This window comes from Streptomyces sp. JLBT605, from assembly GCF_058215555.1.
Genome location: NZ_CM177087.1, coordinates 3,200,615 through 3,223,221 on the forward strand (window position 1 = coordinate 3,200,615; position 22,607 = coordinate 3,223,221).

12 protein-coding genes, 3 tRNA genes and 2 pseudogenes are annotated in these 22,607 nt (G+C 72.0%); 6 read left to right on the top strand and 11 right to left on the bottom strand.

The window, feature by feature from the left end; genetic code table 11:
* Positions 1-3: 3 nt before the first annotated feature.
* From AC4BDD_RS13860 to AC4BDD_RS13875, 4 genes are all read right to left on the bottom strand, one after another.
* A complete protein-coding gene (locus AC4BDD_RS13860) occupies positions 4-1,533 on the bottom strand; it encodes an MFS transporter (protein WP_490691304.1) in 1,530 nt (509 codons plus the stop codon).
* Between the two features lie 270 nt (positions 1,534-1,803).
* Positions 1,804-1,877, bottom strand: a tRNA-Met gene (locus AC4BDD_RS13865).
* Between the two features lie 141 nt (positions 1,878-2,018).
* Positions 2,019-2,091: transfer RNA gene (locus AC4BDD_RS13870), tRNA-Arg, on the bottom strand.
* A 272-nt stretch (positions 2,092-2,363) separates the two neighbouring features.
* A tRNA-Ser gene (locus AC4BDD_RS13875) sits at positions 2,364-2,454 on the bottom strand.
* Positions 2,455-2,858: 404 nt separating this feature from the next.
* On the opposite strand from AC4BDD_RS13875, the gene AC4BDD_RS13880 reads away from it, so the two are divergent.
* Positions 2,859-3,359 (top strand): SSI family serine proteinase inhibitor, encoded by a 501-nt coding sequence (locus tag AC4BDD_RS13880; protein ID WP_490691305.1) that lies wholly within the window; start codon positions 2,859-2,861, stop codon positions 3,357-3,359.
* Positions 3,360-3,548: 189 nt separating this feature from the next.
* Positions 3,549-9,413: a response regulator gene (locus tag AC4BDD_RS13885; RefSeq protein ID WP_490691306.1), complete on the top strand. Its 5,865-nt coding sequence runs from the start codon at positions 3,549-3,551 to the stop codon at positions 9,411-9,413.
* Between the two features lie 90 nt (positions 9,414-9,503).
* On the opposite strand, the gene AC4BDD_RS13890 is transcribed toward AC4BDD_RS13885, so the two are convergent.
* The gene (locus tag AC4BDD_RS13890; RefSeq protein WP_490691307.1) at positions 9,504-10,094 is read right to left on the bottom strand and encodes a TetR/AcrR family transcriptional regulator; all 591 of its coding nucleotides are present in this window, start codon (positions 10,092-10,094) and stop codon (positions 9,504-9,506) included.
* 97 nt (positions 10,095-10,191) lie between these two features.
* On the opposite strand from AC4BDD_RS13890, the gene AC4BDD_RS13895 reads away from it, so the two are divergent.
* A complete protein-coding gene (locus tag AC4BDD_RS13895) occupies positions 10,192-11,538 on the top strand; it encodes an MFS transporter (protein ID WP_490691308.1) in 1,347 nt (448 codons plus the stop codon).
* A gap of 93 nt (positions 11,539-11,631) precedes the next feature.
* On the opposite strand, the gene AC4BDD_RS13900 is transcribed toward AC4BDD_RS13895, so the two are convergent.
* Positions 11,632-13,281 (bottom strand): long-chain fatty acid--CoA ligase, encoded by a 1,650-nt coding sequence (locus AC4BDD_RS13900; RefSeq protein WP_490691309.1) that lies wholly within the window; start codon positions 13,279-13,281, stop codon positions 11,632-11,634.
* 287 nt (positions 13,282-13,568) lie between these two features.
* On the opposite strand from AC4BDD_RS13900, the gene AC4BDD_RS13905 reads away from it, so the two are divergent.
* A complete protein-coding gene (locus AC4BDD_RS13905) occupies positions 13,569-14,114 on the top strand; it encodes an SRPBCC family protein (protein ID WP_490691310.1) in 546 nt (181 codons plus the stop codon).
* A 110-nt stretch (positions 14,115-14,224) separates the two neighbouring features.
* Here the strand turns inward: AC4BDD_RS13905 and AC4BDD_RS13910 are convergent, their stop codons facing one another.
* From AC4BDD_RS13910 to AC4BDD_RS13930, 5 genes and pseudogenes are all read right to left on the bottom strand, one after another.
* The gene (locus AC4BDD_RS13910) at positions 14,225-14,755 is read right to left on the bottom strand and encodes a SigE family RNA polymerase sigma factor (protein ID WP_490691311.1); all 531 of its coding nucleotides are present in this window, start codon (positions 14,753-14,755) and stop codon (positions 14,225-14,227) included.
* A gap of 161 nt (positions 14,756-14,916) precedes the next feature.
* On the bottom strand, positions 14,917-15,822 hold the full coding sequence (locus tag AC4BDD_RS13915; RefSeq protein ID WP_490691312.1) for a DUF1906 domain-containing protein: 906 nt from the start codon (positions 15,820-15,822) through the stop codon (positions 14,917-14,919).
* A 185-nt stretch (positions 15,823-16,007) separates the two neighbouring features.
* A pseudogene (locus AC4BDD_RS13920) lies at positions 16,008-17,168 on the bottom strand (lipid-transfer protein); the annotation flags it as partial.
* Positions 17,169-17,281: 113 nt separating this feature from the next.
* Positions 17,282-17,710: pseudogene (locus tag AC4BDD_RS13925) on the bottom strand (MaoC family dehydratase); the annotation flags it as partial.
* Positions 17,711-17,727: 17 nt separating this feature from the next.
* Entirely contained in the window at positions 17,728-18,723 is a 996-nt protein-coding gene (locus AC4BDD_RS13930; RefSeq protein ID WP_490691313.1) for a bifunctional MaoC family dehydratase N-terminal/OB-fold nucleic acid binding domain-containing protein, read from the bottom strand.
* Positions 18,724-19,283: 560 nt separating this feature from the next.
* Here AC4BDD_RS13930 and AC4BDD_RS13935 point away from each other — a divergent pair.
* Both AC4BDD_RS13935 and AC4BDD_RS13940 read left to right on the top strand, forming a co-directional pair.
* Positions 19,284-19,643, top strand: coding sequence for a hypothetical protein (locus AC4BDD_RS13935; protein WP_490691314.1), 360 nt, complete (start codon positions 19,284-19,286; stop codon positions 19,641-19,643).
* A 7-nt stretch (positions 19,644-19,650) separates the two neighbouring features.
* Complete coding sequence (locus tag AC4BDD_RS13940; RefSeq protein ID WP_490691315.1) at positions 19,651-21,963, top strand: hypothetical protein; 2,313 nt, start codon at positions 19,651-19,653, stop codon at positions 21,961-21,963.
* Positions 21,964-22,607 lie beyond the last annotated feature (644 nt).

The window sequence follows — 22,607 nt, forward strand, 5'->3', positions numbered from 1 at the left end:
ATGCTATTCCGCTTGCGCCGGTTGTGAAGATCGCTCGGCACGGCGCAGCAGCAGCGCGGCCAGCACACCGCCCGCCAGCACCGCGACCGCACCCACCAGCTGGCTGGTCTGGACGCCGGAGGCGAAGGCGTCGGCGACCGCCGCCCGGTCCCGCGCCGTGCCGGCCTCGCCGACCTCCTTCACCGCCTCGGGCAGCGAGTTCGCTCCGGCGGCGACGGCCGGCAGCAGGGCCACGAAGCGGGAGTTGAGCACCGCGCCCAGTACGGCGACGCCGAGGCCGTTCCCGAACTCGGTGAGCGTGCCGTTGACCCCCGCGCCCACGCCCGCCTTCTCCGGCGGGATGGCCGACATGATGGCGGTGGCCATGGCGGGCATGGACGCGGCGATCCCGGCGCCCATCAGCACCAGGCCGACCAGCATGCCGCTGTAGTCGTCGGCGCCGAGGGTGGCGATGGCCGCCAGTCCGCCGGCTATGAGGCCCATGCCGAGCAGGACGGCGCCGGGGGTGCCGAGCTTGCCCAGCAGCCGGGCGCCGACGCCGCAGAGGTTGAGCACCACGATCACCAGGGCGAGCGGCGCGGTCCGCAGGCCCGCGGCCAACGGTTCGTAGCCGAGGACGAATTGCAGGTGCTGGGTGAGCAGGAAGATCGAACCGCCCATCCCGAAGGCGACCAGGATGCCGCCCGAGACCGCGCCGACGAACCGCCGGTCGGAGAAGAAGGACATGTCCAGCATCGGGTGGGGCGCCTGGCGCTCCCACAGCGCGAAGGCGGTGAGGGCGACGATGCCGACCGAGGCGGCGAGCGTGACCCGGGTGGACGTCCAGCCATGCTCCGGGCCGGAGATGATGGCGAAGACGACGCCGGTCATGCCGATGGTGGAGAGCAGGGCACCCAGCAGGTCGGGCCGGTCGCCCGCCCGGTTCTTGGACTCCGGCACCAGGGCGAGCACGGCCACCAGACCGAGGACGGCCACCGGGATGTTGATCAGGAAGATCGAGCCCCACCAGAAGTGGTCCAGCAGCACGCCGCCGATCAGCGGGCCGGCCGCGAAGCCCAGCGAACTCACCGCGCCCCACAACCCGATGGCCTTGGTGCGCTCGCGCTCGTCGAAGACCTGCACCACGACGGCGAGGGTGGTGGTCATCAGCAGCGCGCCACCGATGCCCATGCCGGCGCGCGCGGCGATCAGCTGCCCGGCGCTGCCGGACAGGCCCGCGCACAGCGAGCCCACCCCGAACAGCGCGAGGCCGAGGGCGAGCAGTTTCTTCCGCCCGTAGCGGTCGGCGGCACTGCCCGCGGTGAGCAGCAGCCCGGACTGGACGAGCGAGTAGGCGTTGACCATCCACTGGATGTCGGCCGTGGAGGCGTCCATCTCCTTGGTGAGCGAGGGGATGGCGACGTTGAGGACGGTGTTGTCGAGCAGGACGGTGAGCTGGGCGAGGCAGATGACTCCGAGGATCAGCCAGCGCTGGGGGTGGCCGGAGGCGTCGCCCGGCGCGGCGGTGGGGGACTCCGCGGTCGTCGCCGTCATGCGATCTCCCTTATACGGTGTACGACTGGTGGACGTCGTACACCGTACAGCTGATCGCTATACGCCGTACAGGGATTTTTCTGCGGACCGGGGAAGAGGGGCCGAGCGTGCCCGGCGAAGCGGGCAGCCGGGGGCGGTTGGCGTTGACGCCGCATCAGATCAGCAGGGCGCGAGGCAGTGGAGCAGCGGGAAGACGGGAATGCCCGGCCGCAAAGGAACGCGCAAACGACCGAGGGCCCGGCATCTGAATGCCGGGCCCTCGGTGATGAGTAGCGGGGACAGGATTTGAACCTGCGACCTCTGGGTTATGAGCCCAGCGAGCTACCGAGCTGCTCCACCCCGCGTCGGTAAACGCAACTCTACGTCAAGCACCCCGCAGATGGGAAATCCATTCCGCCGGGGCCGCCGTCAGCGTTGCCGGCGCCGCTGTGACCGCATACGCCAGAGGCCCCTTCCGATGATCGGAAGGGGCCTCTCAGCTGCTGCGCGCTCGGCAGGATTCGAACCTGCAACCTCTTGATCCGTAGTCAAGTGCTCTATCCGTTAAGCTACGAGCGCTTGGCTTCCCGGCGGTTTTTCTTGCCGGTCGGCGTTGCGGGAACAACATTACATGACCTGCGGCGTCACGCGAAATCCGATTGCCAAACCACCTCTGACCTGGACAAACACCCCCCAGGAACGCCCTGCTCGCGCTCGCGCCAAGATCGCCGGAGGTGGGGCCTGCGGGTCCATCGCCGCAGGGGTGCCCGAGCGGAAACGCGCTTCGGAGAGGCACTCGCGCGGAAACGCGAAGGAGCCCCGGTCGAGAACGACCAGGGCTCCTTCAGAAGCGGAGGCGGAGGGATTTGAACCCTCGATGGGCGGTAAGACCCAAACCGCATTAGCAGTGCGGCGCCATAGACCGGACTAGGCGACGCCTCCAGCACGACACCGGCCACCTCGCGCGAGCGCGATGTACGGCGTGTGTGCAGATGATGGCACAGCCCAGTGGCAGGCCACCAATCGCGTACTACGGTACTAGGCCGCCGGGCGCTGCGGCAAAGGCCATTTCGATGCGTGCCGGGCGAAGCGTGCCGCTCGGTGGGCGGCGGGCGAAGTGTGCGAGGCGTCGATACGTGGCGGTCGCGCCGGAGGCGGCGGCCGTGGGCGACGGCCGGTGGTGGCCGGGGCAGCCCCGATGGCCGCAGCGCGCGCAACGTGCGGGGCGGCGGAGCGTTAAAGCGTCAGGGAGGGCGGTGGGGCCGCGGGGGCCCTGCTCCTCCTCACCCCACTTCCGACGCACCCACGCCCTCACGCACCCACCGCGCACACCAGGAGTACGTGCCATGCCGCTGCTGCGCCGTATCGCCACCGTCACCTCCCTCAGCTGTGTGACCGCCGCCGCGGTGACCGCAGCCGCCATGACGTGCGTTTCCCCGGCGGCCGCCTCGCCGCTGCCGCTCCCCATCCCGGACCGCTACCTCACCCCCTTCGGCCGGGGCCCGCACCTGGAACCGTCCGACCAGCTGGTCGTCACCGTCCTCGGCACCGGCAACCCGGCGCGGGACGGGACCCGGACGCTGGACTGCCACCCGGCGGGCGGCACGCATGCCACCGCGGAGTCCGCCTGCGACCGGCTGGACCGGCTGACGCGCTGGGGACGGGACCCGTTCGCGCCGGTGCCGGCCGGCACGAAGTGCACGATGCTGTACGGCGGCCCGGCCACCGCGCGGGTCGTCGGGACGTGGGCCGGCCGGCGCGTCGACGCCCGGTTCAGCAGGGAAGACGGCTGCGAGATCGCCCGCTGGAACAGGCTCGTGCCGTTGCTGCCGTCGGCCCGTTCGTGACGGAACCCACATGTCCGGGGTGCGGCGAGTCGCACAAGGCCGTGGCATTACCTCCCCCAGATCCCCCGCCGCTCCCGCTTCCGCTGCCCTTAGACTCCCTCCCAGTGGCACTCCGCGGGCGGGCCGACGGACGGGTCGGCAGGGCGGCGGGTGCCGGCAAGGTGCGGTAACCAGGGAGGAAGCGTCGTCGTGAGCAGCAGGCCATCCCGAGGCGCTGCTCGCCTCGCAGCCATACTCGATGCCCTTCCGGACGCCCTGCTGCTGGTCAACTGCAACGGCACGGTCGTCAACGCCAACCACATCGCGTTGGAGAGCTTCGAGACGCCCGGCACCGCTCTCGTCGGCCGTGGGCTGCTCGATCTGCTGCCCGCCTTCGACTCCAAGCGCATCCCCGGTTCGATGCGCCGCCCCGACTCCGAGGACGGCGGCCGCACCCGGCCGACCCGGATGATCGCGCGGCGCACCGACGGCACGCAGTTCCCGGTCGAGGTCACCAGCGCCAACCTGGAGGACGGCGGCACCCCGTACGTCGATCACCACAGCTACACCGGCGACGAGCTGCTGATGCTCGTCGTGCGCGACCTCACCGGCACCCTGGACACCGAGGCCGAACTCGCCCGCCAGCAGCGCCAGACGGAGATGATCCTGCGCGCCGCGGCCGAGGGCGTGGTCGGCGTCGACACCGAGGGCAAGGTCGTCCTGGTCAACCCGTCCGCCGCGCAGATACTGGGGTACCGGGCCAGCGACCTGGGCGGCCGGGAGCTGCACGCGCTGGTGCACCACTCGCGGCCGGACGGCACGCCGTTCCCGTACGAGGAGTCGCCGATCGCGGACACCCTGCGGTCCGGCCGCAAGCACCGGGTGCGCGGTCAGGTGCTGTGGGCCAAGAACGGCAGCCAGGTTCCGGTGGATCTGACCACGGCCCCGGTGCGGGACGGCGATCAGCTGGTGGGCGCGGTGATGACGTTCACCGACCGGCGCCCGTTCGACGAGATGGTGGCCGAACAGACCGAGCGCTACGACACGATGCTCGCCGAGCAGACCGAACGCTACGACACCATGCTGGCCGAACAGACCAGCCGCTACGACAGCATGGTCGCGGAGCAGACCGAGCGCTACGACACCATGCTGGCCGAGCAGACCGAGCGTTATGACGCCATGCTCGCCGAGCAGACCGAACGCTATGAGGCCCAGCAGGCGCTCCACGCCGCCCAGTACGAGTCGCTGGCCGCGCGGAACACCCAGCTGCTGGCGGTGCTCGGGGAGTCGCTGCGCGGGCCGCTGCTCCAGCTCCGCGGCGAGCTGGGCACGCTGGCCGCGGATCCGGCGGGCCAGCTGTGGCCCGAGGCCAACCAGATCCTGCACCATCTGGCCGCCGGATATGCCCGGATGACCACACTCGTCGACAACGTCCTCAGCTTCCAGGCGCTGGACGCGGGCCGCGAGCAGCTCACCCTGCGGAAGGTCTCGCTGGATGGCGTGGTCGCCGCGGGCGTGGAGGGCGCCGTCGAGCTGATCGGCCCGGGCCGGGCGCAGTTCGCGGTGCACGCGCCGCCGATCGAGGCGGAGGTGGATCCGGCGCGGCTGGCGCAGGCGCTCGCCCACCTGATCGCGGACGTGGCCGGGGTCGACTCGACCGGGCACGCGGCCGGTCCGGCCACCGGTGACTCCACGATCGTGGTGGCGGCGGCGCAGCGCGGCGAGGCCGTACGGATCGAGGTGCGCGGGCCCTACCCGGGCGGCGACCCAGTGCACGAGCCGATCGTGCGCGGGGTGGTGCGGCGGCACGGCGGCGTGCTGCAGACCCATGAGGTGCCGGGGACGGGCGGGACCGCCTATGTCCTGGAGGTGCCGGTGGCCGCCGCGGCCGTCCCGGGTGACGGTCCCGAGGGCGCGGCCGACGGCACGGCTGCCGGGACCGGGGCCGCAGGCACGTCCGGCGGGGCTGGGAATCCGGGCGGAGCCGGGGCTTCCGAGGCGGCGGCCGGCGAGACCGACGGTGCGGGGGCCGGTGCCGGTGGTGCCGGTGGTGCCGGTGGCGGTGCGACGGACGGCAGGGCTTCGTCGACGGGCGAGATGAGCGCCGCTTCCGGGGAGCGCCCGGGAGCGGATTCGGACGCCACGGCCGGCGCGGGCGCACCGGTGCCGGCTGCCGCCGCGGCCCCGACGGGCCGCCGGGCGCGCCGCATCGCCGCCGCGGGAAACACCGCGGGTGGCCCGGGCGGTGCGCTCTCCGGCGAGACGTCCGGTGGCGCTGGTGCGGGCGCGTCCGCCGGCGCGGCTGACGGGACCGAGGGCCGGGGGGTCGGAGCTGGTGGCTCCGGTCGTACCCATGGCGAGCCGGTCGTGGCCGGGGCGGGCGCGCACGCCGCCCAGGACGGCCCGGGCGGTGGCGACGGCATGGCTGCGTCGACGGGCGCGGGCGGTACGGACGGTGGCGGGTCGGCCGTCGCCATACCGCAGCCGACCGGGCGGCGGCGGGCGCGCCGGAGCCCGGAGGAGGAGCAGCCGGCCGACGGACCGGCCGGAAGCGGCGAGCCGCACCGGGCGCGGGGCAACCGGCACGGCCGCGACGGCGGTTCTCCCGCACCGGCCGACGGCGGCACGGCCGCCGGGCCCGCCGGGATGCCCACGTCCACCGGCGTGCCCACACCCTCCGGGATGCCCGCGTCCTCCGGAGTGCCCGCGTCCTCCGCGGTGGCCGCGCAGGGCGGGCCGGGCGATGAGCCGTACCCGGCGCCGACCGGCCGACGGGCTCGCCGGAACGCGGCCGGGCGGACGGACGGATCGCAGGGTGCGCAGGGCGGGGCTCCGCGGCCCGGCCGGGCCGTGTTCGCGCTTCCGCCCGCGGCGGCTGATGCCGGGCGGCAGGCCGACGGCGGCCATGGGCCCGAAGCCGTCCAGGACTTCGAGGGCGGGCCGCGGCGGACGGCGGCGCACTCCGGCACGCACGGAGCCGGGATCCCGGGCCATCCGGATGGCCCGGACGGTATGGGCGGCATGGACGGCGCCGACGGTCAGGGGGGCGCGGGGGTCGGTATTCCCGGTGGCCCGGGGGCTGCCGTCTCGGCACTGCCCGCGTCGGCGCAGGCCGAGGCCGTACAGGTGCCGCCGGGGACCGGGCGCCGCCGGGCGCGCCGGGCGCTGACGGAGACGCCCGCGCGCGACGCGGCGGGGCAGGCTGCCGGGTCGCCGGTCGCCGAGGCCGCCGGACACCAGGGTTCGCGGGGAGCGCGGGGCCCCCAGGGGCCGGAGTCCGCGAGCGAGCCGGCGGCCGGGCGTACGCCGTTCGCGCTGCCGCCGGCCGCGGCCGACCGTGCGCCGCAGGGTGGGCTGCCGCCCGAGCTGGGCCCGGCCGGTCTGGTGCCCGCGCAGGGCGGGGCGGCCGACCCGGCCGGCATGTCCGCCGATCGCGGTCAGGCGCCGGGGAGCGGTGAGCGGGCCGGTGGCCGGAATCAGCTCCCGCCCGGTGATCTTCGCGGCCCCTTCCCGGCCGAGGACGGGCCGGATGCCGTCCCCACCGGTGAACTCCGCGGGCCGTTCCCGCCCGGTGGCGGCCAGGGTCCGCTTCCGGCCGGCGGTGGCCGTGCGCCTGTCCCCCATGGCGGAAGGCGTGGGCGGCAGCCGCGGCAGGACGGCCGCGGGTCCGTACCCGTAGGCGATCCTCGCGAGGCGCTCCCGACCGGAGACGGACCGGACTCCGTCCCGGCCGGTGAGCTCCGCGGGCCGTTCCCGCCCGGTGCCGCCCGCGGTCCGCTTCCGGTCGGAGGCGACCAGGGCCCGCTGCCGCGGCAAGACGGCCGCGGTCCCGTACCGGCAGGCGACCCGCGCGAGGCGTTCCCGGCCGAGGACGGCCACGGGCCTGCCGCGCCCGGCGACACTGGCGGACCGTTCCCGGCCGGAAACGGCCGGGGGCCCGTCCCGGCGGGGGACCCCCGGGGGCCTTTCGCCGCTGAAGCGTTCCCGCCCGGCGTGGCCGGTTCGGGCGCGGCCGATCCGGCATCCCAGGGAGCGGCAGCGCCGGATGGATTCACGGCCGACCCGCGCGAGGCCGGGCCGAACGGTGCCCGTACCGGCGGGCCTCAGGGCCGGCGCGCTGCCCGGCCGCTGCCCGCCGCTGCCGCCGACGCGGCCGGGCCGGGCCAGTGGTCGGAGGCTGACGAGCCCGACGACGCCGGCGACTCGGCGCCGCGGTCGGCCGCATGGCCCGTCGCCGGAGACGGTCCGGTCCCGACCGATCCGCAGCCCGCCGGCCTTCGGGCGGCCGGCCGCCGCACCGCGCAGGGCGATCCGGCCGGTGCCACGGAGCCGCAGATCGCACCGGTGCCCGCTCAGTCGCGTTCCGGCGCGCACGCCGCGTTGCCCGCTCAGCCTGCGCTCCCCACGGCACGCGGAGCGGTGGAGGACGCCCCCGACGGCTTCCCTGACGACTTCGCAGACGACTTCGCAGACGACTTCGCTGACGACATGGCCAGCGGCGCGGCGGTGGGGCTCGCCTATGAGCTGCCGCAGCCCCGGTCGGAAGGACGCGCGACTCACCCAGCCCAACCGTCCCATCCGGCACAGCAGTCACACGCCTCGCAGGCGGCGGCGCTGCCGCAGGGCCGGTCGGCCGAGGAGCCGACCGGACGGCGGCGGGCGCGGCGGGCCCTGGCCGAGGAGGCGGCCCGTCAGCCGCTGCCCGAGGCCGTCGGTGTCCCCGAAGGGCCCGACGCCACCGCGAACACCGGCGGTCCGGATGTCTCGGCCGCCGCTGCCCCCGGGCGCCTGGGCAACGGACGGGGCACCGCCGACGATGGTCCCGCCGCCCAGGGCGGACCGGCCGTGCCCCGGCAGCCCGGCGCACTCCCCGCTGCCGCCCCCATGCCGGGCGCGGACGCCTCGCAGGGGCGCGCGATCAGCGTGCGCACCCTGGGCCAGGGCGTGCCGTTCGCCCAGCAGGCCGGTGAACCGCAGGGTCCGCCGACGCCCACCGGTGGCACCGCCGTGCCCGGTTCCGGTCGGCGGCGCAAGCTCGCGGCCCGTTCGGAGCCCGCGGAGGACGGCACTCCGGCCGCTGCGCCGGAACCCGCCGGACGCCGCCGCTCCCAGCCGCAGGACCGCAGCTCCCAGCCCCAGCCCGGCCAAGTCCAGCCCGGCCAGGCCCAGCCTTCACCGCAGCAGCCGGCCGGCCAGTCGTCGCAGCTGCGCGGGGCGCCCGGCGAGCCCGGTCGGGCGTTCGCGATCGGCGCGCCGGACGACGGCGCCGAGGGGCCGGAGCCGCTGGACGGGCCGAACGGCGCGATCGAGGTCATGGACGAGCGGACGCCGCTGCCGCAGGACGACGAACTGCCGCCGGAGCCGCTGGACAACCCGCGTCGGCTGCTGGTGTGGCCGGCGCCGGACATGTCCACCCAGCAGGCGCTGAGCGACCGCGGCTACCGCCCGGTGATCGTCAACTCCCGCGAGGAGGTGGACGCGCAGATCGCCGCGTACCCGGCCGCGCTGTTCGTCGACCCGCTCACCGGGCCGATCACGCGCACCGCGCTGCAGTCGCTGCGCACCGCCGCGGTGGCCGCCGAGGTGCCGGTGCTGGTGACCGCGGGGCTCGGCCAGGCGACCCGGGAGGCGGCCTACGGAGCCGATCCGGCCGTACTCCTCAAGGCCCTCGCGCCGCGGGACAGCGAGCAGCACCCGCCCCGGGTCCTGCTGATCGAGGAGCAGGAAGCGATCGCCATGGCGCTGACCGCGACCCTGGAGCGGCGTGGCATGCAGGTCGCGCGGGCCGGCGCGGACGCGGACGCGGTGACGCTGGCCTCGCAGATGCGGCCGAACCTGGTGGTGATGGACCTGATGCAGGTACGCCGCCGCCGCGCCGGGATCGTCGACTGGCTGCGCGGCAACGGGCTGCTCAACCGCACCCCGCTGGTCGTCTACACCTCGGCCGACATCGACCCCGGTCAGCTGTCGCGGCTGAGCTCCGGCGAGACGGTGCTGTTCCTCGCCGAGCGCTCGACCAGCGCGGAGGTGCAGGCCCGGATCGTGGACCTCCTGGCGAAGATCGGCACCAACTGACGGCACCGACTGACGCCGACGGCTGACGGCGACGGCTGACGGCTGACGGCGCCACCCGGAAGCGACGGCTGAGGTCAGCGACCGGCGGTCTCAGGAACCGTCCGAGCCGGTGAGCCGGCGGGCAGCGGTGCGGACGGACTCCCGCAGCCGGTCCGTGTCCTCGGCCGTGTCGCCGACCAGCATCCGGCGCAGCTGCGGCGCCGCCGTGGACCAGCCCGCCAGTGCGCTGATCATGAAGACCAGGTCCTGCGGCGGGATGTAGGAGCGGATCGTGCCGCGCCGCTGCGCGGCGGCGAAGGTCTCGGCCTTGGCCGTGTAGTGCGCCCGGCGCTGCTCCTCGAGTGGGATGCCCGCGCTGGGGCCGTACTCCAGGCCCTCCCAGAGCAGCAGGCGCAGCAGTTCGGGGTGGGCGACGTGGTAGTCCATCAGCCGGTCGGCGTAGCCGTCGGGGTCCTCGGCGTCGACCGGGACGGCGGCTGCGAGGTCGAGCAGGGCGCGCTGGAGGACCTGGGCGAACAGCTCGGCCTTGTCGCCGAAGTAGGCGTAGATGAGCTGCTTGTTGGCCTTGGCGTCGCGGGCGATGCGATCGATGCGGGCACCCGCGATGCCGTGCGCCGCGAATTCCGCGGTCGCCGCCGCGAAGATGCGGGCCTTGGTCGCCTCGGGATCCCTTGCTGCCATGGCCTCAGGGTAACCAACTAATTGGTTGACAGTGCTCGGCGGTAGGTTGCAGACTCATAACCAACCAGTTGGTTACAACCCAGGAGCAGCAGCCGCCATGCCTCGCGCCAGCGCCGCCTCACCCACCCCGGCTCTTGCCTCCGGCACCGCCGCCACCCCCGGCACCGCCGATCCGGCCCGGAACGCCCCCGGCACCGCCAGGTCCTCCCCGCACACCGCCGCGTCCGCCACGCGCGCACCTGGCGCGCACGGTGCACCTGGCGCACCCGGTGAGCGCGGCGGAGCGCCGCGGGCCGGTCTTCTGCTGACGATCGTCGCGCTGTGCACCGCCGTGACCGCCGCCAACATCTACCTCGCCGCGCCGCTTCTCGACCTGATCGGCCGGGACCTCGGCGTCGGCCCGGCCGCGGCCGGGTGGATCGCCTCGGTCTCCCAGTTCGGCTACGCCACCGGGCTGCTGCTCTTCGCCCCGCTCGGTGACACCGCCGACCGCCGCCGCCTGGTCGGTGGCCTCTCCGTCACGGCCGGCGTGGCGATGGCCGTCGCCGCGCTCGCGCCCGGGCTGCCCGCGCTCGCCGCCGCACTCTTCGTCGCCTGCGCCGCCACCGTCGTACCGCAGCTGCTGGTGCCGCTGATCGCCGAGCGGGCGCCCGCCGAGCGGCGCGGCCGGCATGTCGGGGCGGTCGTCGCGGGCCTGTTCCTCGGCATCGTCGCGGCCCGGGTGCTGGGCGGGCTGGCCGGTCAGGCGTACGGCTGGCGCGCGGTCTTCTTCGGCGCGGCCGGGCTGACCATCCTCACCGGGCTGATCACCGCCGCGCTGCTGCCCGCCGAGAACCGGCCCCGCCTCAGGGTGGGCGCGCTGCGCGGTGTCGTCCGGGTGCCGCGGCTGCTCGTCACCTCGCCCGAGCTGCGCCGCGCCTGCCTGCGCCAGGGCGGGATGTACGGGGCGTGGAGCGCGCTGTGGACGGCCCTGGTGCTGCTGCTGACCGGCGCCCCGTACCACCTCTCCACGGCGACGGCCGGGCTGTTCGGCCTCTTCGGACTCACCTCCAGCCTGGTCGCGCCGCTGTCCGGCGGGCTGGTGGACCGCTTCGGCACCCAGCGGGTGGTGGCCGCCGCCTACGCCGCGGCGGCGGTGGCGGTGCCGCTGTTCTGGCTCGGCGGGCGGCAGCTGTGGGCGCTGTGCGTGGCGGCGGTGCTGCTGCACGCGGGCCTGGTGGCCGGCCAGGTCGCCAACCAGACGCGGGCCCTGACGTCCACCGACACCCCGGCCACGGCCAACACCGCCTATGTGTCGGCGGCGTTCGTCGGCGGGGCGGTGGCCTCGGCCGTCGCCGCCCCGGCGTTCGAAAGCTGGGGCTGGAACGGCGTCTGCGCGGTCGCCGCGGCCTGGCTGCTGCTGGGCTGGCTCTCGGCGGCCCGGCGACCGGGACGTACCGGCTGACGTTCCCGGGAGGAGGCGGGGTTGGTCCGGCCGAAGTCGGCACCGGCCGGATCAACCCCCGCGCCCTTCCGTTCAGTCGACTCTGGTGACGTCTCAGTCGACCCGGGTGACGTCCAGCTCCCCGTCCGCGTACTGCTTGCGGATCACCTTCTTGTCGAACTTCCCGACGCTGGTCTTGGGCACCACCGGGATCAGCGCCCACCGCTCGGGGAGTTGCCAGCGCGCGATCCGCTCGGCGAGGAACGCCTTGAGCTCCTCGTACCGGACCTCCGCGCCCTCCTTGAGCACCACGGTGGCCAGCGGCCGCTCGCCCCACTTCTCGTCCGGCACGGCGACCACCGCCGCCTCCGCGACATCCGGGTGCGCCATCAGATGGTTCTCCAGGTCGACCGAGGAGATCCACTCGCCACCGGACTTGATGACGTCCTTGGCCCGGTCGGTGAGCGTCAGATAGCCGTCCGGCGAGATGGTGCCGACGTCGCCGGTGCGCAGCCAGCCGTCCTCGCTGAACTTGTCCTCCGGGCGGAACGGGTCGCCACCCGCGCCGCCGTAGTACGCGCCCGCGATCCACGGGCCGCGCACCTCCAGCTCGCCCGCCGACTCCCCGTCCCAGGGCAGGAATCCGCCGCCGGGCGCGGCGAGCCGCGCCTCCACGGAGGCCGGGAAGCGGCCCTGGGTGGCGCGGTAGGCCCATGCCTCCTCGCCGGTGACGCCGGCCGGCGGATGCGCGACCGAGCCGAGCGGCGAGGTCTCGGTCATGCCCCAGGCGTGGATGACCCGCAGCCCGTGCCGCTCCTCGAAGGCCCGCATCAGGGCCGGGGGACAGGCCGCACCGCCGATGATCACGCTGCGCAGCGACGACATGTCGCGGGGCTTGGCGTCGAGTTCGGCGAGCAGCCCCTGGAAGATGGTCGGCACGGCGGCCGCGATGGTGGGCCGCTGGGTCTCGATCATTTCGGCGAGCGGGGCGGGCTGCAGGAAGCGGTCGGGCATCAGCAGCGAGGTGCCCGCCATGAAGGAGGCGTGCGGTGTGCCCCAGGCGTTGACGTGGAACATCGGGACGACCGGCAGCATGATGTCGCCGGCGCCGAGCGCGAACGACTCCGCGGTGTTGACCTGGAGCGAATGCAGATAGACCGAGCGGTGGCTGTAGGCCACGCCCTTGGGATCGCCGGTGGTTCCCGAGGTGTAGCAGAGCGCCGCGGCGGTGCGCTCGTCGAGCTCCGGCCAGTCGTAGTCGGTGGGCCGGCCCGCGATCAGGTTCTCGTAGTCGTGGACGTGCGCCCCGGCGCCCTCCAGCGGCGCGCGGTCCCCCGGGCCGCTGACGATGACGTGCTCGACGGAGGTGAGCCGCGGCAGCAGCGGGGCGAGCAGCGGCACCAGCGAACCGTTGACGATGATCACCCGGTCCGCCGCGTGGTTGATGATCCAGGCGAGCTGTTCGGCGGGGAGCCGGAGATTGAGGGTGTGCAGCACGGCGCCCATGGAGGGGATGGCCAGGTACGCCTCCAGGTGCTCGGCGTTGTTCCACATCAGCGTCGCGATCCGCTGATCGCCCACCACGCCGAGCTCGTCGCCGAGCGCGTGCGCCAGCTGCGCGGACCGTGCCCCCACCTCCGCGTAGGTGCGCCGCTGCGGCTCCGCACCGGTCCACGTGGTGACGGTGGACCGGCGGTGCACCGTTGACCCGTGCCGCAGGATGCGGCTGATGGTCAGTGGTACGTCCTGCATCGTGCTCAACACCGGGGAGCCTCCCGAGGGGCGGTTTACGCGCGAGTAAGGTTGCCGCTGATTGTGCTGCCGTACCAGCTGGTATGTCACTACCCGAGGCCGGTTTCGGCCGCCCTCGCCCCCGTTGGCCGCACCGGCCCGCCGACCCCGACAGCCAAGTAATTCCTTGGGGGTTGACAAGGAGATCAAAGGATTGACCGGCCCATTGCGGTTTGTGATCATCGATGGCGCGAACGCGTCCAGGATGTACCAGCCCCAGGATGTCGTCAGTCCCAGTCAGTCCCCCGGGAGGGATCACCATGCACGACAGCATGCGGTTCGCCGACGCGCCCACCACCCACGCCGAGATCCATGTCGCGGCCGCCCCGGCCCGGGTCTGGGAGCTGGTGACCGACATCGAGCTGCCCGCCCGGCACAGTCCCGAGCTGCACCGCGTCGAATGGCTCGACGGCGCCACCGGCCCGGCGCTGGGCGCCCGCTTCGCCGGTTTCAACAAGAACCCGAAGCTCGGCGAGTGGCGGACCGTCTCACAGGTCGTCGAGTTCGCGCCGGAGCAGACCTTCACCTGGTGCCCCATGGACGCGGACGGTCGCTACGGCGAGCCCACGACCGACCCGGCGAAGCCGATCGCCTCCTGGAGCTTCACCCTCGCGCCCGAGGGGAACGGCACCCGGCTCCGCCACTCGGTGACGATCGGACCCGGGCAGTCCGGAGTGACCGTCGCCATCAGGCGCTGGCCCGATCTGGAGGAGAAGATCGTGGCCGGCCGGCTCGCGGACCTGCGCGCGGCCATGGAGACCACCCTCGACGGCATCAAGCGCCTCGCGGAGCAGCCCGCCGACTGATCCCCGTTCCGACGCCCGGTTCCGACGCCCCGTTCTTACCCCCCGTTTCGCTCTCTCCGCGTGCCGGGGCCGGCCCGGCGCTGGGCGCCCGCCGCGCTCCTCGGTCGCGATCAGGCCGCGTAGCTGAGCTCCGGGTCCTCGCGCAGCTTGCCCAGCGCCCGGGAGACGGCGCTCTTGACCGTGCCGATCGACACTCCGAGCAGCTCCGCGGTCTGCGCCTCACTCATGTCCTCGTAGTACCTGAGGACGACCATGGCCCGCTGCCGGTCGGGCAGCCGCAGCACCGCCCGCCACATCGCGTCACGCAGCAGCTGCTCCTCGGCCGGGTCCGGCGCCGGGACCGGATCCGGCTCCGGCAGCTCGTCGCAGACCAGCTCGTCGACCCTGCGCTTGCGCCACTGCGAGGTGCGGGTGTTCACCAGCGCGCGGCGGACGTAACCGTCCAGCGCCTGGTGGTCCTCTATACGCTCCCAGGCCAGAAAGGTCTTGGTCAGCGCGGTCTGGAGCAGATCCTCCGCATCGCAGACGTTGGCGGTGAGGGAACGCGCGGTGCGCAGCAGGACCGGTCCGCGTGCCCGGACGTACGAGCTGAACGACGGGAACACGGCAGTGGAAGCGCTGGTGCACACGGGCGTGGTCATGCCCCCACGCTATGAGCGTGAGGCCCGCGAGGGATCGGCCGCAGGTGCCGAAGCGGACTCCGCCTCTGGTTGTACGTGGGGGTGCTGGCACCACCTCCTGCGGTTGGAGGAGGTGCCCCACCACTCAGGGATGCCCCGGAAGGGAGGGCGCCGGCAAGACCTCAATCGAGGATGGCGACCGGGGCGTCCACCTTGTTCCGGTCGATGTGCATCCTGCGCCCACCGTACTTCTCACTGACATTGCCCGCGTACTGATGGATGCGGCGGTGTGGATGCCAGGCCGCGTCCGCCAGCGACGGCTCCCCGTAGAGCGCGGGGTCCCTGTGCCAGCGGGCGAACCACATCACCGACGGCAGATCGTGCAGCCCGGACCGGCGGGCGGTCTCCAGATGGCGCACCCCCGAGTCGGCGCTGCTGTAGAAGCCCGGGAAGTAGCCGTGTGAGCGGACCTCGCGGTTCCAGCCCCGGATGAAGGAGAGCGTGGTGCGCGCGCAGCCGGTGCTCTTCCGGTTGTAGGCCTCCATGTCGAGGTAGAGCGCGCTGCGCTTCACCATGCCGAGCTCCTTCGCCCGCAGCACGGCGTCACGCCCCTCCCTGCGGCCCTGCTCCCAGGGGTCTCCGCTGATCCGGTAGCGCCGCTTGTGCTTGTTGCGGACGCAGGGCGACTGCGAGCCCACATAGACCGGCAGCAACTCGAAGCCCAGCCGCTGCGCACTCAGCGCCCAGGCCCGGGAGAGGTTCGGCTGCCTGGGGCAGGCCCGGCCGCGGCCGCCGAAATAGATGCCGAGGGCCCCGTACGGCGAGCCGCGCCAGGCCGCCAGGGTGGTGAGCGAGGGGGCGTGGCAGGTGTCGAACGCCCAGCCGTCGAAGACCGCGGCCCCGTAGACGCGGGGATCGGGCAGATCGGGTGTGTCAGGCAGCGCTCCGGCGGTACGGGGCGCCCGCGCGGGTGCCGGGCGGGCCTCCGCGGGCGTGGGCACCGGCAGCACGACGCCCGCCGCCAGGCAGGTCAGCGACGCGATGAGGCCGACCGTATATCTGATGTCCTTCTTGTCATGTCGGTCCATAGGCCGAGTGAAGGCGCCGGACGCCGGACCGCCGCGCCTGACACGCGGGGCATCCGCGCGGTTCAGCCGTCTGCCCCGCCGGCGGGCGCGGTGTCCCGGGCGCGGCCGGAGCCGGGGTTTCGGCCGGGTCCGGGGCTCGTGCCGGAACCCGGAGCGCGACCGGGCGCGGGACCCGGGGCGGCGGAGTCCGCGCTGAGGATCAGTCCGGACGTCGGCACTCCGGTGCCCGCGGTGACCAGGGCCCGGCGGGCACCGGCCACCTGGTTGACCGCGGTGCCGCGCAGCTGCCGCACGGCCTCGGCGATCCCGTTCATCCCGTGCAGATACGCCTCGCCCAGCTGACCGCCGTGCGTGTTGAGCGGCAGCGCGTCCGCGGCCACGAACCCGGCGCCCTCACCCCGCCCGCAGAATCCGAACTCCTCCAACTGCATCAGCACGAATGGCGTGAAGTGGTCGTAGAGGATGCCCACATCGATGTCGGCGGGCGTCAGCCCGCTGTTCCGCCACAGCTGCCGCGCCACCACCTCCATCTCCGGCAGCCCGGTCAGCCCGTCCCGGTAGAAGCTCGTCATCTGCTCCTGCGCACGACCCGCGCCCTGCGCCGCCGCGCTGATCACCACAGGACGTCTGCGCAGCGTGCGGGCACGCTCCACACTGGTCACCACGATCGCCTGACCGCCGTCCGTCTCCTGGCAGCAGTCCAGCAGCCGCAGCGGTTCCACGATCCAGCGCGAGGCCGCGTGATCGTCGAGAGTGATCGGCTTGCCATGGAAATAGGCGGCCGGGTTGGTCGCGGCATATCGCCGGCCGGTGACGGCGACATGGCCGAAAACCTCCGGCGTGAGCCCGTACGCATACAGATAGCGCTGCGCCGCCATGGCCACCCAGGAGGCTGGCGTGAGCAGGCCGGACGGCAGCGCCCAGCCCAGCGCGGCGCCTTCGGCGGACGCTTCGCGCCGCTGCACGCCGGAACCGAAGCGGCGGCCGGAGCGCTCGTTGAACGCCCGGTAGCAGACGACGACGTCCGCGACCCCGGCGGCGACGGCGAGCGCCGCCTGCTGGACGGTGGCACAGGCCGCGCCGCCCCCGTAGTGCACCCGGGAGAAGAAGGTCAGCTCACCGATGCCGGCCGCCTGCGCGACGGTGATCTCCGGGCTGGTGTCCATGGTGAAGGTGGTCATGCCATCGACATCGGCGGGCGCCAGACCGGCGTCCTCCAGCGCCGCCTGGACCGCCTCCACCGCCAGCTTCAGCTCGCTCCTCCCGGAGTCCTTGGAGAATTCCGTCGCCCCGATCCCGACGATCGCGGCCCGGCCGGCAAGGCCGTCCGCACGGCGCGCCGTCACCGCCCCTCCTCCTCGGCCCCGCCCGATCCGCCCGCGCCGCCGGGACCAGCCGAACCGCCAGTGTCGCCGGGACCAGCCGAACCGCCCGCGTCGCCAGGCCCGGCCCGTCCCCGCGCCTCGCGCCGGAGGGCGACCGTCACGGTGCCGGTGACATGGCTGCCGATCCCGTTCCGCCCGACCACCGCGACCTCCGCCAGCACCTCGCCACCGCGCTCACCGGCCCCATCAGCCCCCGTGACGCCAGTTATCTCAGTGACCCGGCCGGTGAGCGTCATGGTGTCGCCGGGATAGTTCGGCGCCCCGAGCCGGATCGACAGCCGACGCAGCTCGGCGCCGGGCCCGGCCCAGTCGGTGATGTACCGGCCGACCAGCCCGCCGGTGGTGAGGATGTTCATGAAGATGTCCGGCGCGCCCTTCGCCCTGGCGGCCTCCACGTCGTGGTGAACGTCCTGGTAGTCACGGGAGGCGAGCGCGCCGGAGACGATCAGCGTCCGGGTCACCGGGACCACCAGCGACGGCAACTCCTCCCCGCCGCGCGGCAGCTCGCCGCTGCCCGCGGTCACCGCGACCCCCGGAAGACAGGCAGCTCCAGTTCCTCGTCCACGCGCAGGAACTCCAGCTCCACCGGCATTCCGATCCGCACCTCCCCGTACGGCACCCCGACGATGTCGCTGATCATCCGTACTCCCTCGGCGAGTTGGATCAGCCCCACGGCGTACGGCGGGTCGAAGGCCGGGAAGGGCGGGTGGTGCATCACCACATAGCTGAACACCGTGCCCCGCCCGGAGGCCCGCACGGTGTCCCAGCGCTGCCCACCGCAAGCGTTGCACCCCGGCAACCAGGGGAAACGGAGCGTTCCGCACCTCGCGCAGCGCTGGATCAGCAACTCGTGCCGGGCGACGCCCTCCCAGAACCCGGCATTGTCCCGATTCACCACCGGCCGCGGCCGGCGCGGCGCCCCTTCGGCCGGAGCCACTCCCGGCGCCCCAGCACGGGCCGGGCCCGCACCCGCCGCCGGAACGTCCGTGACCACCTCCGGAGCCTCCTTGACCACCTCCGGAGCCTCCTTGAGGACCGCCGGGGCGTACTTGAGGATCCGGAATCGATGCCTCCCCGCCAGTTCCCCGTCGGCCCGCACGTCCATGCGGGTGGTGACGAAGTACCCGGAGCCCAGCTTGGTGCGCTTCCGCTGCGACACCGACTCGATCACCACGTCGAAGGCGATCCGGTCCCCGGGCCGCAGCGGACGCAGATACTCCTGTTCGCAGTCGGTGGCCACGACCGAGGTGCACCCGGCCCCGTCGAGCAGCGCGAGGAGCTCGTCGTACTCCGCCGACCGCCCCGCGTGGCCGGACAGCCCGCCCATCGTCCAGGCCTGGAGCATGGTGGGCGGCGCGACGGCTGGGTAGCGGGGGTGGGTGTCCCCCATCGCCTCGCACCAGTGCCTGATCATCGGCTCGTTGACCAGGTCCTTGCCCACCCCGCCGCGCACCGCGGCGCACCCCTCGAACCCCCGCAGCCGCTCGTACACGTCGTCGGTCGGCTCTTCGGTCATCGACGCCCCCAGGTCACTGGTCGTCGGCACCCCAGCCGCTGGGGCCGGGGCCTCCGCACCACCCGGCAGATTTTCCTGACTATCCGTCAGATCATTCAGTGCTGTCAAGACACGACCGCGCGGTGGCACCCGAGTGCCACCGCGCGACCTGACCGTCCTACCTCACCTGATCCCTCAACTCATCGCATCACCACGGCTCCGTCGACTCCTGTCAGATCGCCCCTCCGCGTGCTGCCGTCCTTCAGCGCCCCAGACGCGTCACGACGTCGCGAAGGGAGAATTGCCCACAGAATCCCGGCACATCCCCCCGAGCGCCCCGATTCCCCCGCACGTATGACGATCCGGTTCTCAAACCTCCCGCACCCGGTCACCTCAGCCTCTTGAGCGGCCCGCGACCAGCGCCCCCACCCCGCACCCTCCAATCCCCGCAACCGCCTGACGCCGCCCACCGCCCCCTCATACGGTGGGCATACGACTACAGCCGGTTACCCAGGGGGGATGCGGTGTCGTTCGAGGACGAGTGGGGGCGGGCACGCCAACAGGCGGAAGCCCGCGCGAAGATGAGACTGAACGGTACGGGCGGCGGCACGTCGGCCGCCGACCTCACCGTGAGACGGAACGACCTCGGCGCCGTCGGCAACGAGGCCTACAAGCTGCACACCTCCATGGCCGAGAACGGCGGCCACGCCAAGCAGGCTTCGGCCCTGGCAGCCACGGCGCTCACCCAGAACAACTTCGTCTCCGGCACCGCCCTGCGCAAGGTCAACGAGAACTGGGTGACCCAGATGGACACCCTGCTGGAGGCCTGTGCGCGCATCTCCAACCATCTCGACTACACCAAGGCGGCCCACGCCAAGGACGAGCAGGACATCCAGGGGAACTTCGCCTCGGTCTCCAAGATCACCGAGTACTGGAAGTAGGCAGCCGGTGAAGTACGAGGACGTGATCCACGCACCGGTGGGCCGGTTGAAGACCGCCGTGACCGACTGGGGCGAGCTGGCCCGCCGGCTGGAGACGATGGCGACCGATGCCCGCGACGGCATGCAGGCCAAGGCCGACCGCGCCGACTGGACCGGCGTCAACGCCGACGTGACCCGACAGTTCATCCGCAGCACCGCACGGGAGTTCGCTGACGCGGCCAAAGCCGCCAAGGGCATCAAGCTCCTCCTGGAAGACGCCCACAGCAGCTTCGAGAAGGCTCGGGACGAACTCATCCGCATCAGGGACAAGGACGGCCCGGAGGCCGGGATCCGGGTGGACGGCCACGGCAAGGTGACGCGCGCCTACCCCCTGGAGAACGACCCGACCGCGCGCCATGACCCGGATTACGCCACGGCGTTGGCCAAGGAGAAGTCGGCCGCCGATGCCTGGCAACGCAAGATCGACCAGATCGTGGACAACTGCTCTGACGCGGACGAGTCGCTCAAGCTCGCCCTGGCGGCCAACAGCAAGGAGGCGCACGACTTCACCGCGCCCACGTACACGTCCCTGGACCAGGAGGAAGCCACCCGCGCGGCCCGGCTCTTCTCCGAAGGCTCCGACATCAGCGATACCGAGCTTGCCCAGCTCGATGAACTCCTGCTCGACAACAGCGGGAGCATGGCCTTCTCCAAGCGCTTCTACCAGCAGTTCCAGCCGGAGAAGGCGCTCACCCTCTACGCCGATCTCGCCACGTACTCCAGTCAGTATGGCGAAGACAACAAGAAGAGGCTGGAGGGCGTACGGAAGCTCCAGCGAGGTCTGGGCCTGAACCTCGCCAGGGCCTCCCACGACGCGGAGTTCACCCGCCAGTGGGGCCCGGCGTTACGGAAATCAGGCACCCAGCCGCTGACTCAAACCCAGGGCACCGACCCCAACGACGCGCCATACGGCTACCAGGTCCTCGGCGGGATCCTCCGCTACGGAGACTACGACCCGAAGTTCCTCAACCCGATCGCCGAGCATGTGACCCAACTCCACGCCGACGATCCGGACAGGTTCAACCCAGGCCACCAGAGCGCCACCTACAAGACCGCCTTCAACCCGAACGGCAAGAACGGCGCTGGCTATGACCCGGTGAACTCGGTCCTGGAGGCCCTGGGCCACAGCCCCCAAGCATCGAAGCAGTTCTTCTCCGAAACCCCAGTCCTGTACAACGAGGACGGCTCCCTCGCCAAGAACGGCGAATCAGACCTGGGCGGTGACATCGGCGGGAGTTATCTGAACTACTTCGCCGACGAGGACTACGCGTCCTTCCCCGACACTGACCAGTCGGACTCGACCGCTGCGAAGTCGGCCGACGGCCAGACGTCGAAGGCGCTGGGCCACGCGCTGGAGTCGGCGACGCTGGGACATGCTTGGGATGATCCGAAGCCATTGGTGCGCAACGAGAAGGCCGCCGATCTCATGGACGAGGTGATCGGGATCTATGGCCACGATGCCGAGCTCCTGAAGAGACAAGAGGCCCTTTCGGAAAGCCTTGGCAGAATGAGCGCTGGATATATGGGTGACATCGACTGGGCCATCGATGACCGGGAGTACACCAGCATCTATGCCCCCAAGAGGGACTTCGACAAGCACCTTTCCTCTGATCGAGATCAGGTCAGAGAGTTCCTGAGTGCCCTCGGGCAGCATCCTGATGCCTATGCGGCTGTTAGCCAGGCACAGCAGATCTACACGACGAGCCTCCTGGAGCATCCCTTCGATGCGAACAACTCCGACGACAAGGGCTACGTTCGCTCGGCTGTGGCGATCGGCGCAGAGGTCCAGGGACACCTTGACGAATCGCGAGCAAATCAGATCGAGGCCGAGGGAGTGAAAAAGCTGGAGGATTTCGAGAGGGCTGTGGCGAAACAGGCGGCGTGGACAGAATTCGGAGTAACGGCGACCGTCGCAACAGGAACACTACTCATTCCCCACAATCCTGCAGCCACCGGGGTCACAGCCTTCGCCGTCCCGCTCGCGACAGACGTAGGCAGCGAATTCATCAATCACTGCATCGGTCAGATCATCGGCGATGGCAGCGAGGCAGAAATCGACAAGAAGAAGGAGCAAATCGAAGAACTAAGCCATGAGGAGCAGACAAAGGTCTACCGGGGAGGCGAACAGAGAGCAGAAGCGCCACTGCGAGACTTCATGCGACGTCAAGGCATCGACGTGCGGGATGATCTAGGGCGAACCTTGCTGGGAGACGTTGACGGCGGGTACGGCAAGGGGAACGACCGCGCAAAGCAGCAAGGCCATGACCCGGTGACCGAGTGAGATTGGGTATCGCGAAAAGTGCATACGGCCAGCACCAGTCAGACTCTCTGCGTCATTCTGCTCCTCGGCACCAGCATCTCCGCGTGCAGCAGCAATGACAGGACCCAGGACTCCCGGGTTTCAGCAAGAGAGCTCTGCAGCGGCGCCCTCGTTTACGCAGCCGACACCCTTGAAAAGGTAAGAGGCGTCAAGGAATTCGCCAACCGCGATCAAGATTTCCTGGATAAGTCGGTGAAGATGATAGGGGAGACCCGCGAAAGAGGAGACCGCTCCTCCATGACTTCCGGGACCTGCGGCGTCTATGACGGGAAACCCGAACTAGGGCATACGAACATCCGTTCAGGCTACTACGCCCCCCGGGACGTAAAAGACCCCGCGTCTCTTCCGGGAGGGAGTGACCGATATGGCATCGGAAAATATGCGGCAGCGGGATTCTGGGACTCTCGACTCTATTTTGAGTGCATTAGCCCGCATGTGAAGGGCTCAAAAAATGACCCCGCGCGGATTCGGATCACGGTGGACCATTCGGATACTTACGATGGCCAGTATCCAGGGTTACGCGAAGACAACATCAAGTTGGCGTACTCCGCCGCCCTTGCCCTAGCCCGCAAACTCGAGTGCGAGAACGACGGCGGCCTCCCCGA